Source organism: Cupriavidus basilensis, assembly GCF_000832305.1.
Classification (GTDB): Bacteria; Pseudomonadota; Gammaproteobacteria; order Burkholderiales; family Burkholderiaceae; genus Cupriavidus; species Cupriavidus basilensis_F.
On sequence record NZ_CP010536.1, the window covers coordinates 3,244,012 to 3,259,058 of the forward strand.

Annotated in this window: 12 protein-coding genes; 5 read left to right on the forward strand and 7 right to left on the reverse strand. The window is 66.4% G+C overall.

Annotation, left to right across the window (positions count from 1 at the left end; translation table 11 throughout):
- Positions 1-76: 76 nt before the first annotated feature.
- The 3 genes from dxs to RR42_RS15015 are packed head-to-tail and all read right to left on the reverse strand — an operon-like array spanning position 77 to position 3,263.
- Positions 77-1,987 carry a 1-deoxy-D-xylulose-5-phosphate synthase gene (gene dxs, locus RR42_RS15005; protein ID WP_043348292.1) on the reverse strand — a complete coding sequence of 637 codons (1,911 nt, stop codon included), beginning with the start codon at positions 1,985-1,987 and terminating at the stop codon, positions 77-79.
- 59 nt (positions 1,988-2,046) lie between these two features.
- On the reverse strand, positions 2,047-2,976 hold the full coding sequence (locus RR42_RS15010; protein WP_043348295.1) for a polyprenyl synthetase family protein: 930 nt from the start codon (positions 2,974-2,976) through the stop codon (positions 2,047-2,049).
- On the reverse strand, positions 2,973-3,263 hold the full coding sequence (locus RR42_RS15015) for an exodeoxyribonuclease VII small subunit (protein ID WP_043348298.1): 291 nt from the start codon (positions 3,261-3,263) through the stop codon (positions 2,973-2,975). Before RR42_RS15015 ends, RR42_RS15010 begins: the two co-directional genes overlap by 4 nt.
- A gap of 358 nt (positions 3,264-3,621) precedes the next feature.
- Here RR42_RS15015 and RR42_RS15020 point away from each other — a divergent pair, with 358 nt between their 5' ends.
- The 3 genes from RR42_RS15020 (at position 3,622) to RR42_RS15030 (ending at position 6,867) form a co-directional block, all read left to right on the forward strand.
- Positions 3,622-4,725 (forward strand): aromatic ring-hydroxylating oxygenase subunit alpha, encoded by a 1,104-nt coding sequence (locus RR42_RS15020; protein ID WP_043348302.1) that lies wholly within the window; start codon positions 3,622-3,624, stop codon positions 4,723-4,725.
- A gap of 264 nt (positions 4,726-4,989) precedes the next feature.
- On the forward strand, positions 4,990-5,910 hold the full coding sequence (locus RR42_RS15025) for a DMT family transporter (RefSeq protein ID WP_043348305.1): 921 nt from the start codon (positions 4,990-4,992) through the stop codon (positions 5,908-5,910).
- Positions 5,911-6,009: 99 nt separating this feature from the next.
- Positions 6,010-6,867 carry a sulfurtransferase gene (locus RR42_RS15030; protein WP_043348309.1) on the forward strand — a complete coding sequence of 286 codons (858 nt, stop codon included), beginning with the start codon at positions 6,010-6,012 and terminating at the stop codon, positions 6,865-6,867.
- Between the two features lie 30 nt (positions 6,868-6,897).
- On the opposite strand, the gene RR42_RS15035 is transcribed toward RR42_RS15030, so the two are convergent.
- The 4 genes from RR42_RS15035 to polA form a co-directional block, all read right to left on the reverse strand.
- The gene (locus RR42_RS15035) at positions 6,898-7,725 is read right to left on the reverse strand and encodes a ZIP family metal transporter (RefSeq protein WP_052494643.1); all 828 of its coding nucleotides are present in this window, start codon (positions 7,723-7,725) and stop codon (positions 6,898-6,900) included.
- Between the two features lie 180 nt (positions 7,726-7,905).
- Complete coding sequence (locus RR42_RS15040) at positions 7,906-8,778, reverse strand: dienelactone hydrolase family protein (protein WP_043348314.1); 873 nt, start codon at positions 8,776-8,778, stop codon at positions 7,906-7,908.
- A gap of 159 nt (positions 8,779-8,937) precedes the next feature.
- Entirely contained in the window at positions 8,938-10,266 is a 1,329-nt protein-coding gene (locus tag RR42_RS15045) for an NAD(P)/FAD-dependent oxidoreductase (protein ID WP_043348317.1), read from the reverse strand.
- A gap of 199 nt (positions 10,267-10,465) precedes the next feature.
- Positions 10,466-13,279 (reverse strand): DNA polymerase I, encoded by a 2,814-nt coding sequence (polA, locus tag RR42_RS15050; protein ID WP_043348320.1) that lies wholly within the window; start codon positions 13,277-13,279, stop codon positions 10,466-10,468.
- Between the two features lie 4 nt (positions 13,280-13,283).
- Between polA and RR42_RS15055 the strand changes: the two genes are divergently transcribed.
- Complete coding sequence (locus RR42_RS15055) at positions 13,284-14,222, forward strand: TIGR00730 family Rossman fold protein (protein WP_063778417.1); 939 nt, start codon at positions 13,284-13,286, stop codon at positions 14,220-14,222.
- Positions 14,223-14,428: 206 nt separating this feature from the next.
- The gene (locus RR42_RS15060; RefSeq protein WP_043348323.1) at positions 14,429-14,863 is read left to right on the forward strand and encodes a hypothetical protein; all 435 of its coding nucleotides are present in this window, start codon (positions 14,429-14,431) and stop codon (positions 14,861-14,863) included.
- Positions 14,864-15,047 lie beyond the last annotated feature (184 nt).

Consider the following 15,047-nt stretch of genomic DNA (forward strand, 5'->3'; position numbering starts at 1 on the left):
CGGGGAGCACGGGTGATGGCATCGGGAAACCATCAGGAAAACCGGCGCGCCCGCAAGCCGCGGGCGCGCCGTTGGCTCAGGCCGCGCGGGTGGCGACGGCAGGCTGGGCCAGGTTGAAGCGCTCGCGCACCGATTGCTCGATGCCCTTGGCATCCAGCCCGCACTGCGACAGCAGGAAGGCCGGGTCGCCATGATCGACGAAGCGGTCAGGCAGGCCGAGCTGCAGCACCGGCATGGCGATACCGGCGGCAGCCAGCGCTTCGAGCACCGCGCTGCCTGCGCCGCCCATCACACAGCCTTCTTCAACGGTGACGAGGTAGTCATGCTCGCTCGCGAGCTTCTTCACCAGTTCTTCGTCGAGCGGCTTGACAAAGCGCATGTTGGCCACCGAGGCGTCGAGCGCCTCGGCCGCACCCAGCGCCGGATGCAGCATCGAGCCGAATGCCAGGAAGGCCACGCGCTGGCCGGCGCGCGCGCCGCCCGTACGGCGCATCTCGCCCTTGCCCACCGGCAGCGCGGTGAGCGCGGCCCCGGTCGCCACACCGGTGCCGGCGCCGCGCGGGTAACGCACGGCGGTCGGGCAATCCTGCTGGTACGCGGTGGTCAGCAACTGGCGGCATTCGTTCTCGTCGGCCGGCGTCATCACCATCATGTTGGGGATGCAACGCAGGAACGCGATATCGTAGGCACCTGCGTGGGTAGCGCCGTCGGCGCCGACCAGGCCGGCGCGGTCGAGTGCGAACACCACCGGCAGATTCTGCAGCGCCACGTCGTGGATCAGCTGGTCATAGCCGCGCTGCAGGAACGTGGAGTAGATCGCCAGCACGGGCTTGAGCCCTTCGCAGGCCAGCCCGCCGGCGAACGTCACGGCATGCTGCTCCGCGATGCCCACGTCGTAGTAGCGGCTGGGGAAGCGCTTCTCGAACTCGACCATGCCGGAGCCTTCGCGCATGGCCGGCGTCACCGCCACCAGCTTGGGGTCGGCGGCGGCCATGTCGCACAGCCATTCGCCGAACACCTGCGTGTAGGTCTTGCGGGCGGGCTTGGTCGACGGGCGGATGCCTTCGGCCGGGTTGAACTTGCCGGGACCGTGGTACAGGATCGGGTCGGCCTCGGCCAGCTTGTAGCCCTGACCCTTCTTGGTAACCACGTGCAGGAACTGCGGGCCGCCGCCTTCGAGGGCGCGCTGGCGGATGTTCTGCAGCGTCGGCACCAGCGATTCGAGATCATGGCCGTCGATCGGGCCGATGTAGTTGAAGCCGAACTCCTCGAACAGCGTCGCCGGCACCATCATGCCCTTGGCATGTTCCTCGAAGCGCTTGGCGAACTCGAGCACCGGCGGGGCAACCGACAGCACGCGCTCGATGCCCTTCTTGGTGGCCGCGTAGAACTTGCCGCTCATCAGCCGCGCGAGGTGGCTGTTGAGCGCGCCCACCGGCGGCGAGATCGACATGTCGTTGTCGTTGAGCACCACCAGCAGCGGCAGGTCCTTGTAGACACCGGCGTTGTTCATGGCCTCGAAGGCCATGCCGGCGGTCATCGCGCCGTCACCGATCACGGCGATGGAAACGCGCTTCTCGCCCAGCGTGCGGGCGCCCAGCGCCATGCCCAGCGCAGCCGAGATGGAGGTGGAGGAATGCGCGGTGCCGAAGGTGTCGTACTCGCTCTCCGAGCGGCGCGGGAAGCCCGAGATGCCGCCCCACTGGCGCAGCGAATGCATGCGGTCGCGGCGACCGGTCAGGATCTTGTGCGGATAGCTTTGGTGCCCCACGTCCCAGACGACGCGGTCGTCCGGTGTATTGAACACATAGTGCAGGGCAATGGTCAGCTCGACCGTGCCCAGGTTGGACGACAGGTGGCCGCCGGTTTGCGACACCGATTCGAGCACGTAGGCGCGGAGTTCGTCAGCCAGTGTCTTGAGCTGGCGGCGGTCCAGCCTGCGAAGGGCTGCGGGGTCGTCAATAGTTTTGAGCAGTGCGTAGGTCATGATGTCCGTTCGGCGGCCGGATTCTTGTGCCCGGTTGTCGGTTTTTCCTGCGTATCCATTCAATTCGAGCGCAGCACGATGAGATCGGCCAGTTCGCCCAGGCGTCGGGCGCGCGCGCCGAACACCGCCAGCGCTTCGTGCGCCGTGGCCCGAAGCTGCTGCGCCAACTGGCGTGCAGGCTCGAGCCCCATCAGCGACACGTAGGTCGGCTTGTCGTTTGCGGCGTCCTTGCCGGCGGTCTTGCCCAGCGTGGCGGTATCCGCGGTCACGTCGAGGATATCGTCCACCACCTGGAACGCCAGGCCCACGGCTGCGGCGTAGCGGTCAAGCGCGGCCAGGCCGGCTTCGTCCACGGCACCGCAGCAGGCGCCCATGCGCACGCTGGCGCGCAGCAACGCACCGGTCTTCATGCGATGCATGCCTTCCAGTTCTTCCAGCGACATGGCCAGGCCGACATGCTGCAGGTCGATCGCCTGCCCGCCTGCCATGCCCACCGAGCCGGAGGCCCGGGCCAGTTCCGCTACCAGGCGCAGGCGCGCGGCAGCGTCGAGCGAGGCCAGCAAGGCCGATTCGGCCAGCACCACGAAGGCCTGGGTCTGCAGCGCGTCGCCCACCAGCAGCGCCGTCGCTTCATCGTAGGCCTTGTGCACGGTGGGACGGCCACGACGCAAATCGTCATCGTCCATGCAGGGCATATCGTCATGCACCAGCGAGTACGCGTGGATCATCTCCACCGCGCTGGCTGCCGCGTCGCAGGCCTCGGGGGCAGCACCCGCCACTTCACCCGCCGCGTGCACCAGCAAGGGGCGAACCCGCTTGCCACCGCCGAGCACAGCATACCGCATGGCTTCGTGCAGCGTGCAAGGCACTGTTTGCGCAGCCGGCAGCCCGGCGTCGAGCGCGGCCTCGGTCCTGGCGCCCGTGGCGCGCATCCAGGCAGCGAAATCGCCGGCTTCGGTAGCTTCGGTAGTTTGATGCGATTCGCTCATTCCAGGTCTCCGGCGTCGGCGGCCATGGGCTTGAGCACATCGCCCTCCAGCACTTTAACCTGTTGTTCCACGCGTTCGAGCATCTGCTGGCAGTACCTGACCAGTTCGGCCCCGCGCTTGTACGCGGCCAAAGAATCTTCCAGCGGCAAGGCGCCGCCCTCCATGCTGGCTACCAGTGCCTCCAGTTCGGCCATGGCGGCCTCGTAGGAGGCGGGCGGCGCGGAGGCGGACCGCTGGTCGGTCGCGGCCGGATCGGCCTGGGCCGGGGAGCTCGTAGTCTTTGGCATTGCGGACATTGAATCTGGGGAAGCTGGGATTTTACGCCAAAGCGGGACATTGCCCGCATCCCATGCAACAAGGGGCATGGACAGCGTTGCCGGAAAGTGACTTGTGCGCTTGGGTCGTCTTTCCGAATGCGCCCCGAACGACACCTCCATGACGACCCGGGTCGACTTTTTCGCTAAAAAGGCTAAATAATCAGTCCCTTAACTTTTTCGCTCGGGTACAATCCGCGGTTCGTCAGCGCGATCTCCATCTGTCGGTCCAGAAGCGGGCCAGGGCGCGGCTGACTGTCTTTCCCATATCGATTTCTTTTTCGATGGTTGGGTTGTTCACTGCTTTCGCCTGTCATAGGGAGTGGGGATAATGTCCAATCTCAGCACCGCGCTGAAACTGGTGCCGGCTGATACGCAGTTGCCCGTAAACGTCTACATCGACGAGGCACTGCATCAACAAGAACTGGAACTGCTGTTCAAGAAGGGCCCGGGCTATGTCGGCCACGAACTGATGATCCCCGAAGCGGGCGATTTTCAGGCGCTGGCCGCCGAGGACGAGGGCCGCATCCTGGTACGGAATGCCGACGGGATCGAGCTCATGTCCAATGTCTGCCGCCATCGGCAGGCCATCATGCTCAATGGCCGCGGCAATGCGAAGAACATTGTCTGCCCCTTGCACCGCTGGACCTACGACCTGAAGGGCGAACTGCTCGGCGCGCCGCATTTCGCCGAGCGTCCGTGCGTCCATCTGAACCGCTCGCCGCTACAGAACTGGAACGGCCTGCTGTTCGAGGGCCAGCGCGACGTTCGGGCCGACCTGGCACGCCTGGGCGTGGCCGAAGACCTGAACTTCGAAGGCTACCTGCTCGACCACGTCGAGATCCACGAGTGCAACTACAACTGGAAGACCTTTATCGAGGTCTATCTGGAGGACTACCACGTCGTGCCGTTCCACCCGGGCCTCGGGAGCTTTGTCTCCTGCGACGACCTGAGCTGGGAGTTCGGCGACTGGCACAGCGTCCAGACCGTTGGGTTGCACGCGGGCCTGAAGCGCCCGGGCAGCCCCACGTACCAGAAGTGGCATGAGGCCGTGCTGCGCTTCAACAACGGCGTGCTGCCCAAGTACGGCGCGATCTGGCTCACCTACTACCCCAACATCATGGTGGAGTGGTATCCGAACGTGCTGGTGGTCTCCACCCTGCACCCGCTCGGGCCGAACAAGACGCGCAACGTCGTGGAGTTCTACTACCCCGAGGAAATCGCGCTGTTCGAGCGCGAGTTCGTCGAGGCCGAGCGCGCCGCCTACATGGAAACCTGCATCGAGGACGACGAGATCGCCGAGCGCATGGATGCCGGGCGCCGGGCGCTGGCCAAACGCGGCGTCAGCGAGACCGGCCCGTACCAGTCGCCCATGGAGGACGGTATGCAGCACTTTCATGAATGGTATCGCCGCGCCATGTCCTTTACGGACTGACCCGCCAGCCAAGGCCCAGCGGGCCACGGCATCGACAGCGCAGCGCAGCGACGAAGCAAGCAAGCAAAACGGACCGCCCAGGCGGTCCGTTTTGCCTTTGGTGCGGTGCACACTCGCTGATACAATCGCCGCTTCCGGTGTGCGCCCGGCGCCTCGCCGCCCGCCATGCCGGCCATCCGCCCCATGCGGAGCCTTTCGCGATCCAGTTCCCCGCCCCCGCCAGGAGCCGTTTCGCGCGCTGTCCATTCTTCCTTTCGCCCCACCATGCAATCGCTCTGGATGCTGTTCGCCGCCTTCGCCTTCTCGTTGATGGGGGTGGGCGTCAAGCTGGCATCCGAGATCTATGCCACGGGCGAGATCGTGTTCTACCGCAGCCTGATCGGCGTGGTCATCATGTGGACGGTGCTGGCTTCATCCGGCACCTCGGTGCGCACACCGCACATGGCCATGCATATCAAGCGCAGCTTGTTCGGCGTGACCGCCCTGCTGCTGTGGTTCACCTCGATCACCATGCTGCCGCTGGCCACGGCAATGACTCTGAATTACATGTCGCCAGTCTGGATCGCGCTGATCCTGGGCGCCGGCGCGGCCTTGACCGGCACCGGCGGCGCGGACCGCAAGCTGATCGGCGCCATCCTGATGTCGTTCGGCGGCGTCATCTGCTTGCTGCAGCCTTCCGTCGGCCATAACCAGCTCACCGGCGGCCTGATCGGCCTGATCTCCGGCATGTTCACCGCGCTGGCCTATGTCGAAGTGCGCCAGCTCGGTCAGCTGGGCGAGCCCGAAGGCCGCATCGTGTTCTATTTCTCGGCGGTCGGGATGGTGGTAGGCCTGGCGTGGATGCTGTACACCGGCCCGAGCACCCACACCTGGCGCGGCGCGGGCCTGCTGCTGGCCATCGGCATCCTGGCCACGCTCGGCCAGACCGCGATGACGCGCGCCTACAAGCGCGGCAACACGCTGCTCACCGCCAACCTGCAATACGCCGGCATCGTGTTCTCCAGCCTGTGGGGCATGATTGTCTGGCGCGACCAGCTCAACTGGCTGTCTTGGGTTGGCATGGCACTCATCATTGCCAGCGGCATCGCCACCACGTTGACGCGGGCGCGCGAAGGCTCCAACCGGCAGCCAACCGCCGATACCCCGGTCAAGTCGGCCGAGGCGGAAGTGCACCCCGAGGTGTAGGATCTGGGGTGGCGGAGCGTGCTCACCCCGCCGCCCGCGCCCGCCCGTGCCGCCCGCCCGTGCCGTTGCAGCGCGACTATCCCAATCCAAGGTTACGCCATGTTCACCACCCTGATCTCCAGCCAGGACCTGCGCGCGCTGCGCGACGACGGCAGCCGCCACAGCGTCCTGATCGACTGCAGTTTCGACCTGGCCAACGCGGCCGCCGGACGCGAGGCCTATCACCTGGGCCATCTTCCCGGCGCCTTCTACCTGCACCTGGACAACGAACTGTCCGGCGAGAAGACCGGCACCAACGGCCGGCACCCGCTGCCGGACCCGAACACGCTGAGCGCGCGCCTGCGCGTGCTGGGCGTAGACGAAGACACCCAGGTCATTGCCTACGACGCGCAGGGCGGCATGTACGCGGCGCGCGCCTGGTGGCTGTTGCGCTGGCTGGGCCACAGCGCGGTGGCCGTGCTGGATGGCGGCAAGAATGCGTGGGTGGCGGCAGGCCTGCCGCTCGAGTCGGGCAACACGCCAGAGCCCGAAACCCCGGGCAACCTGACGCGCAAGGCCTCGCTGGTCGCCATGGTGGATACCGATGCCGTGCTGGCGAACCTGGCAAACCCGACCCGGCTGGTGGTGGACGCCCGTGCGGCAGACCGCTTCCGTGGCGAGAACGAAACGCTGGACCCGGTGGGTGGGCATATCCCCGGCGCGGCCAACCGCTTCTTCAAGGACAACCTGGAGGGAAACGGCAGTTTCAAGCCGGCTAGCGCGTTGCGCCAGGAGTTCGGGCAAGTGCTGGGCAGCAAGCCGGCCAGCGAGGCGATCATGCAGTGCGGCTCGGGCGTGACCGCGTGCCACAACCTGCTGGCACTGGAGGTGGCCGGCATGCCGGGCGCCGCGCTCTATCCGGGCTCGTGGAGCGAGTGGTGCGCCGACCCGGCGCGGCCAGTGGCAAGCGGGTCCTGATGGCGGGCGGCGCAAGCCGCCCGGGCCAGCTTATCTGGCGGCAGCCGCCACGCCATGTGCATGGCCATGGCCATGCGCTTCGTGCACGCCATTGGTGATGAAGAAGATGGCGCAGATCCCGGTGGCGACGAGCACGACCTGGATGATCGATTCGCGCCAGCGCGGCTTGCGCTGCATCTGCGGCATCAGGTCGCTTACGGCGATATAGACGAAGCTGCTTGAAGCAATCACCAGCACGTAGGGAATCCAGCCGCTCATCTGGTCGAGCAGGTAATACCCCACGACGCCGCCGGCGATGGCCGCCAGGCTGGACAGCAGGTTAAAGGCAAAGGCACGCGCCTTCGAGAACCCGGCATTGAGCAGCACGATGAAATCGCCCACCTCCTGCGGGATCTCGTGCGCGGCGATGGCCAGCGCGGTAACCAGGCCAATATGCGGATCCGCCAGGAAGGCCGCGGCGATCACGATGCCGTCGGCGAAATTGTGGAAGGTATCCCCCACCAGGATGGTCATGCCGCTACGGCCAGCCTCCTCTCGGTCATGGCCGTGGTGATGGTGGTGCCCATCGCCCTCGTGATGATGCGAGTGGCGCAGCAGCGCAACTTTCTCCAGCAGGAAGAAGCCGAGCAGGCCGGCCAGCAAGGTGCCGAACAAGGCACGCGGATCAGCGCCGGACTCGAACGCCTCGGGCAGGGAATGCAGCAGCGCCGTGGCCAGCAGCACCCCCACCGAGAAACTCACCATGCGCTCGACCACGCGGGAAGCCACGGTCAGCGACAACAGCGCCGCGCCAAAGATACTGCCCACCCCCGAGATGGTGGCGGCAAGCAGGATGTAGACAAGCGTGGAATCGATGATGGGCTCCTGGGATCGGCATTCCGCTCTTGGAGAGCAGCATCGACCTCAAACGCAACACTGTTGCAAGAAACGAAGCCCGCATTGTACGTAGATTGCAGCTGGTTTTGCAAATCCCGCGGCACAAGCCGTGCCCGGCGGCGCCGGGCACGGCTGCAAACGTGCGCTAGGGCGGGCCGCGCCTCAAACCCCGTGCTGCTTGAACCACGCCAGGCAGCGCTGCCAGCCGTCCTTGGCATCGGCTTCCCGGTAACTCGGACGGTAGTCCGCGTTGAAGGCATGGCCGGATTCCGGGTAGACCACGAAGGTGGAAGCCTTGGCAAAGGGGTCGCCCGATACCGCCAGCGCTGCCTTCATCTTCTCGACCTGCTCCTGCGTGATGCCGGTGTCCTTGCCGCCATACAGGCCTAGCACCGGCACCTTGAGCTGGCCGGCCAGGTCAATCGGGTTGCGTGGCTTGATCGGGGTTGGCTCGCCCACCAGCTGGCCATACCAGGCCACGCCGGCCTTGATCTGCTGGCTATGCGCGGCGTACAGCCAGGTAATGCGCCCGCCCCAGCAAAAACCGGTGATGGCGAGCCGGCTGGTATCGCCGCCGTTGCCCTTGGCCCAAGCCACGGCAGCATCGAGATCGCCCATCACCTGCTCGTCGGGCACCTTGGAAATGAGCTTCGCCTGCAGCTCCTGGATGGTGCCGAAGCTGCTCGGGTCGCCCTGGCGCGCGAACAGCTCCGGCGCGATGGCGAGATAGCCCAGCTTGGCAAAGCGCCGGCAGATGTCGGCAATGTGCTCATGCACGCCGAAGATCTCGCTCACCACCAGCACCACCGGCAGGTTGGTCTTGCCTTCCGGCTGGGCGCGGTACGCCGGCATGTTGAAGCCGCCCGAGGGAATCGTCACCTCGCCGGCGGCAAGGCCTGCGAAATCGGTCTTGATGGCCTGTGCCATCACGGGCAAGGCTGCTGCGGCAAAAGCCGAACCCAGCGCCGTCTTGACGAAGGCGCGGCGGTCAAAGGACTGGCTGGGTACGAGGCTTTCAACTTCTGGCTTCAGCATGCGGTCTCCTGTCTGGCATGGATGGCGAATCTGGATGGACAGCGCACGGGGTGGCACCGCCGCCGTGGCGAGATCCGATTCTAAGCAAACATGGAGTTCAGCGCACGCAGCCGGCAAGCGGGGCGATTCGCAGTCCGATTCGCCCCGCACCGGCCCGTGTCAGTGCAGCTTGACGCGCGGGCTGGTCTTGCTGCGCAGCCAGTGGGTCACGGTATCCAGCCCCATGCCCACGGCGCCGTGCAACGCCATGACGTGCATGCGGTACAGGGAGCTGTACATCACGCGCGCCATCAACCCTTCGATAAACATGGAACCGCCGATCAGGCCGCCCATCAGGCTGCCGACCGCGCTGAAATGCCCCAGCGACACCAGCGAGCCCAGGTCCTTGAACCCGAACGACGGCAGCGGCTTGCCGGCCAGGCGCGCGCGCAGCGCGCCGTAGAGGAACGTGGCCTGCTGGTGCGCGGCCTGGGCCCGCGGCGGCACCGCGCCCTGCTTCTCGGGCCAGGGGCAGCTGGCGCAGTCGCCAAAGGCAAAGATATCGGGATCGGCCTCGCTTTGCAGCGTGGGCTTGACGATGATCTGGCCCATGCGGCTGACCGGCAGGCCAAGGGTGGACAGCACCGCCGGCGCGGTAATGCCGGCGGCCCACACCGTCAGGTCGGCGTCGATGCGCTTGCCGCTGGCGGTCAGCACCGCGTCCTCGGTGACTTCGGTCACGCGCTCGGCGGTGAGCACTTCGATATCGAGCTTGTGCAGCAGCTTGGTGGTTTCGGTGGCCACGCGCTCGGACAGCGCGGGCAGGATGCGCGGGCCGGCCTCGACCACGTGGATGCGCACATCGCGGCGCGGATCGAGCTGATGCAGCCCGTAAGCGCTGAGCACGTGCGCGGTATTACGCAACTCGGCAGAGAGCTCGACACCGGTGGCGCCGGCACCGATGATGGCAACGTCCACGCGCGGGCGGCCGTCCTCGCCGATGCGCCCGCGCCCGTTCTGGGCGCGCACGCAGGCCGAGATCAGCTTGCGGCGGAAGCGCTCCGCCTGGTCCACGGTGTCGAGCGCGATGGCGTTCTCGGCAGCGCCGGGCACGCCGAAGAAATGCGTGACGCAGCCAATCGCCAGCACCAGCGTGTCATAGGAAAGATCGCGGGCGGGCAAGAGCTCCGTGCCGTCGAGGTCGACACAGGCCGCCACCGAGATGGTCTTGCGGCCCCGGTCGATGCCGGTCAGCTCGCCTTGCTGGAATTCGAAGTGATGCCAGCGGGCCTGTGCCACGTATTCGAGTTGATGGGTGTGGGGATCCATGCTGCCGGCGGCAACTTCATGCAGCAGCGGTTTCCAGATATGCGTGGGGGAGCGGTCCACCAGTACCACCTGCGCGGCCCCGCCCTTGCCGAGCTTGTCGCCCAGCCGCGTGACCAGCTCGAGCCCGCCTGCTCCTCCTCCGACTACGATGATGCGATGCGCCCTTCCCTCTGTGCTCATGATCTACCCAGTGTCGTCGATATTCTTTTGCGGGGCCTGACGCAAGCCAGTGACCTCGGCGTTTCATCAGTCTGCTGCACAGCAGCACAACTGGCAAGACGCCATTCACCGATTCAGCGGTCGCTTCAATCGAAACCAGGATGCAGGAATACCGGGACGGGTGCAATCCCGGGGCGGCCCCGAAAGCCGTCCCGCGAGCTTAGTGCGCCTCCTCCCAGTTGCTGCCGCTGCCAACCTCGGCCACCAGCGGCACACGCAGTTCAGCCACGTTGCACATCAGTTCCGGCAGCTTCACCTTGACCCGTTCCAGCTCGGCCTGCGGGACTTCCAGCACGAGTTCATCGTGCACCTGCATGACCTGGCGCGTGCCCAGGCCGTCGCGTTCCAGCCAGTCCTGCACCGCGATCATCGACAGCTTGATCAGGTCGGCGGCCGTGCCCTGCATCGGCGCGTTGATGGCGGCGCGCTCGGCGCCCTGGCGGCGCGGGCCATTGCCGCCATTGATATCCGGCAGCCACAGGCGGCGGCCGAACACGGTCTCGACGAAGCCCTGCTCGCGCGCGGTCTGGCGCGTTTCTTCCATGTACCGCGCCACACCGGGATAGCGCATGAAATAGCGGTCGATGTAGTGCTTGGCAGCCTCGCGCTCGATGCCGAGGTTGCCGGCCAGGCCGAAAGCGCTCATGCCGTAGATCAGGCCGAAGTTGATGACCTTGGCATAGCGGCGCTGCTCGCTGCTGACGGCATCCGGCGCCACGCCGAAGATCTCCGCGGCGGTGGCGCGGTGCACGTCCTCGCCCTCGGCGAAGGAGCGCATCAGGTTCTCGTCGCCAGAGATATGGGCCATGATGCGCAACTCGATCTGCGAGTAGTCGGCCGACACGATCACGTTGCCCGGCCCGGCGATAAAGGCCTCGCGGATGCGCCGCCCTTCCTCGGTGCGCACCGGGATGTTCTGCAGGTTGGGCTCGGTGGAAGCCAGCCGGCCGGTCACCGCGGTGGTCTGCCCGTAGCTGGTATGCACGCGGCCGGTGGCCGGGTTGACCATCTTGGGCAGCTTGTCGGTGTAGGTGGACTTGAGCTTGGCCAGGCCGCGGTAGTCCAGCAGCAGCTTGGGCAGCGGGTAATCCTCGGCCAGCTTCTGCAACACCTCTTCGTCAGTGGACGGCGCGCCGCTGGCGGTCTTCTTGACCACCGGCAGCTTCATCTGGCCGAACAGGATCTCGCCGATCTGCTTGGGCGAGCCCAGGTTGAACGGCTGGCCCGCAGCCTCGTACGCGGCCTGCTCCAGCGTCAGCATGCGCTGGCCGAGCTGCGTGCTTTGCGCGCCCAGGCGCTCGGCGTCGATCAGCACGCCGTTGCGCTCGATCTTCTGCAGCACCACCGAGACCGGCATCTCGATCTTCTCGTAGACGTAATGCACCCCCGGCAACGCCTCGACCTGCGGGTACATGTTGCGATGCAGGCGCAGCGTGACGTCGGCATCCTCGGCCGCGTACTCCGTGGCGCGCGCGATGTCGATCTGGTCAAAGCCGATCTGGCTCGCGCCCTTGCCGCACACTTCCTCGTAGCTGATGGTCTTCAGGCCGAGCAGGCGCTCGGCCAGGCTGTCCATGCCATGATTGCGGTGGGACGCCAGCACGTAGCTCTGCAGCATGGTGTCGTGCACGATGCCGCGCAGGCTGACGCCGTGATTGGCAAAGACATGGGAATCGTACTTCAGGTTCTGGCCGACCTTGCCGCGCGACGGGTCTTCGAGCCAGGCGCGCATGCGCGCCAGCACGGCCTCGCGCGTGAGCTGGCCATAGGCTTCCAGGCCCACGACATCCGGGCCGCGGTGCGCCACCGGGATATAGCAGGCTTCGCCCGGCTCGATCGACAGCGAGATGCCGACCAGCTGGGCCTGCAGCGGCTCCAGCGAGGTGGTCTCGGTATCGATGGACACCAGCGGCGCGGTTTCGATGCGCCGCATCCAGGCCTCCAGCGCCGCCTCGGTGGCCACGGTTTCGTAGCGGATCTGGGCCGGGGCCGGGGCGCTGTCGAACAGGCCGCCCTGGGCCGGACCCGCGTCGGCTCCCGCCGCGGCACCGCCGGCCGCGGGCGGCGCCGCGCTTGCGCGTGCCTGGGCGCGCGGGTTGGGCAGGCTTTCGCCGGTGGCCTCGCGCAGCCAGGTCTTGAAGCCATAGCGCGCAAAGAAGTCAATCAGCTTGTCCTTGTCCTCGCTGCCACCCTCGAGCCGGTGGAAGTCGGCCAACGAACTCGTCAGGTCGCAATCGGTCTTGACCGTCACCAGCTCGCGCGCCTTGGGCAGCCACGCCAGCGTGTTGCGCAGGTTCTCGCCCACCACGCCCTTGATGCCGGGGGCATTGGCCATGACATCGTCGAGCGTGCCGTACTCGGTCAGCCATTTGACCGCGGTCTTGGGGCCCACCTTGGGCACGCCGGGCACGTTGTCCACGGCGTCGCCAATCAGCGAGAGATAGTCGACGATGCGCGCCGGCGGCACGCCGAACTTGGCGGCCACGCCGGGCGGGTCGAGGATTTCGCCGCTCATGGTGTTGACCAGCGTGACATGGCCGTCGACCAGCTGCGCCAGGTCCTTGTCACCCGTGGAGACCACCGTGCGCATGCCTTCGGCGGTGGCCCGGCGCGCCAGCGTGCCGATCACGTCGTCCGCCTCCACGCCTTCCACCACCACGATGGGCCAGCCCAGCGCACGCACCGCTTCGTGGATCGGCTCGATCTGCTTGGCCAGGTCCTCGGGCATCGACGGGCGATGCTCCTTGTAGGCCGGGTACAGGTCGTCGCGGAAGGTCTTACCCTTGGCGTCGAACACGCAGGCGCTATACTCTGCCGGGAAATCGCTGCGCAGCTTGCGCAGCATATTGATCATGCCGTAGATTGCCCCTGTGGGCAGGCCCTCTGCGTTCCTCAGGTCCGGCAGAGCGTGATACGCACGATACAGATAGCTCGACCCATCGACGAGCAAGAGTGTTTTTGGACTATCCGACATTCCCATGGACTCAAAATTGACTGGTGCCGCCGCAGGCGGTGCGAACGCCGCCCCCCCTTCCGACGCAGCCGGCGCCGATAATCCGGCGGCGGCCCTCAAGCAGGCCGCGCAAGGCGGTATTACCACCGCGGCCGATATGGACGTGAACGTGACGGTCGGCGCCGCTGCCGATGGCCCGGGAGATACGTCTCCCGCCGCCGGCATCCGCGCCAACCCACGCAAGATGATTCCCAGCCTGCGTGCGCTGGCCGACGAAGACCGCGCGACAGCAAAGAAGGCGCGCGCTTCGTGGCAAATGTTCACGATTATGGCAGAGTTCATCGAGGCGACCGAGTACCTTTCCGAGATCCGCCCGGCGGTTTCGATCTACGGCAGCGCGCGCCTGCGCGAGGATTCGCCTTACTACCAGCGCACCATCGAGATCGCCCGCCTGTTCTCCGACGCTGGCTTCGCGGTGATCTCGGGCGGCGGCCCTGGCATCATGGAGGCAGCCAACAAGGGCGCCCACGCGGGCAAGTCGGCCAGCGTGGGCCTGAACATCGAGCTTCCGCACGAGCAGCAAGGCAATCCCTACCAGGACATCGCCATGCGCTTTCGCCACTTCTTCACGCGCAAGGTCACCTTCGTCAAGAATTCGGACGCCTTTATCGTGATGCCGGGCGGTTTCGGCACGCTGGATGAGCTGGCCGAAGTGCTGACGCTGGTGCAGACCGGCAAGTCCCGCGCCGTGCCGGTGGTGCTGTTCGGCAGCCGCTTCTGGAAGGGCCTGCTTGACTGGTTCCGCTTCACGCTGCTGCCGATGGGCCTGATCGCCGAGCACGACCTCGACCTGATGAAGATCGTGGACGAGCCGCACGAAGTGCTCGAAGCGGTGTATGAGTACTACGAGCAGCGCGGCGGCGACAACCCGATTCCTCCCAAGGAAGAGATGTTCTACCTGTAAGCCAGGCAGGACAAGCCCGCCAGGCGGCTTCCGGGCGCGCCGCCCGCCCCGCAAAGGTGCCCGTCGGGTCACCGCGGGGGGCCCGGCGCGGGCAGGAATTGCTAGAATGGAAGCCTGACACACTGCCAAAGCCCGGCGCCGCCGGGCTGCAGCGCCATTTGTGGCGCAGCATGCCCCCGGCCTGCTGCACCGCGCAGGAGCCTTCAATGACCTCCCCCTCACTCCTGGCCACCGCCCGCGCGCAAGCGCCGGAGCCGCTTGGAGCCCCCCGTCCGGCCGCCCTGCGCGCGCTGGCTTTTGCGGCATTGGTGGCGCTTGGCGCCCCGGCCGCGGTGATGGCGCAGCCGGCCGAGCAGGCAGGCGGCGCGCTGACCCAGCAAGAGCTGAACCAGATCAATGACCGGCCGATCACCTCGCCGGCCAAGACCCAGCTGAACCAGCCGCGCGAACCGAGCTTCCAGCTCAATGAGCGGGATGGCACCCAGATCCGGGAATACAAGAACAAAGGCCAGGCCACCGATATCGAGGTCAAGTCCGGCATGGGCACCAAATACCAGATGAGCAAGCCGGAAGACAGCTCGCCAAAGATCCGGGACCACGACACGAACCGCGTACCATCGGTCAAAGTGCTGCAATTCTGAGCATCGGCGTGCCGGGTTTTAGCACCCCGGCTCCCGGGTCCTGGGTTTCGCTTTCTGCTTCTCGTTTTCTGTTTTCCGATTTCACACGACCCCGCCAGATGATCACGGCGGGGCCGCGCCGGCGCTTCCGGCATCCATGCCGCGAAAGCCAAGCTCTGCTTGCGCCCGCCACCATCCGTTTCGA

Coding starts and splice junctions, on each gene's coding strand:
- dxs (WP_043348292.1), bottom strand. CDS start 1,987: ATGACCTACGCACTGCTCAAAACTATTGACGACCCCGCAGCCCTTCGC.
- RR42_RS15010 (WP_043348295.1), bottom strand. CDS start 2,976: ATGAGCGAATCGCATCAAACTACCGAAGCTACCGAAGCCGGCGATTTC.
- RR42_RS15015 (WP_043348298.1), bottom strand. CDS start 3,263: ATGCCAAAGACTACGAGCTCCCCGGCCCAGGCCGATCCGGCCGCGACC.
- RR42_RS15020 (WP_043348302.1), top strand. CDS start 3,622: ATGTCCAATCTCAGCACCGCGCTGAAACTGGTGCCGGCTGATACGCAG.
- RR42_RS15025 (WP_043348305.1), top strand. CDS start 4,990: ATGCAATCGCTCTGGATGCTGTTCGCCGCCTTCGCCTTCTCGTTGATG.
- RR42_RS15030 (WP_043348309.1), top strand. CDS start 6,010: ATGTTCACCACCCTGATCTCCAGCCAGGACCTGCGCGCGCTGCGCGAC.
- RR42_RS15040 (WP_043348314.1), bottom strand. CDS start 8,778: ATGCTGAAGCCAGAAGTTGAAAGCCTCGTACCCAGCCAGTCCTTTGAC.
- RR42_RS15045 (WP_043348317.1), bottom strand. CDS start 10,266: ATGAGCACAGAGGGAAGGGCGCATCGCATCATCGTAGTCGGAGGAGGA.
- polA (WP_043348320.1), bottom strand. CDS start 13,279: ATGTCGGATAGTCCAAAAACACTCTTGCTCGTCGATGGGTCGAGCTAT.
- RR42_RS15055 (WP_063778417.1), top strand. CDS start 13,284: ATGGACTCAAAATTGACTGGTGCCGCCGCAGGCGGTGCGAACGCCGCC.
- RR42_RS15060 (WP_043348323.1), top strand. CDS start 14,429: ATGACCTCCCCCTCACTCCTGGCCACCGCCCGCGCGCAAGCGCCGGAG.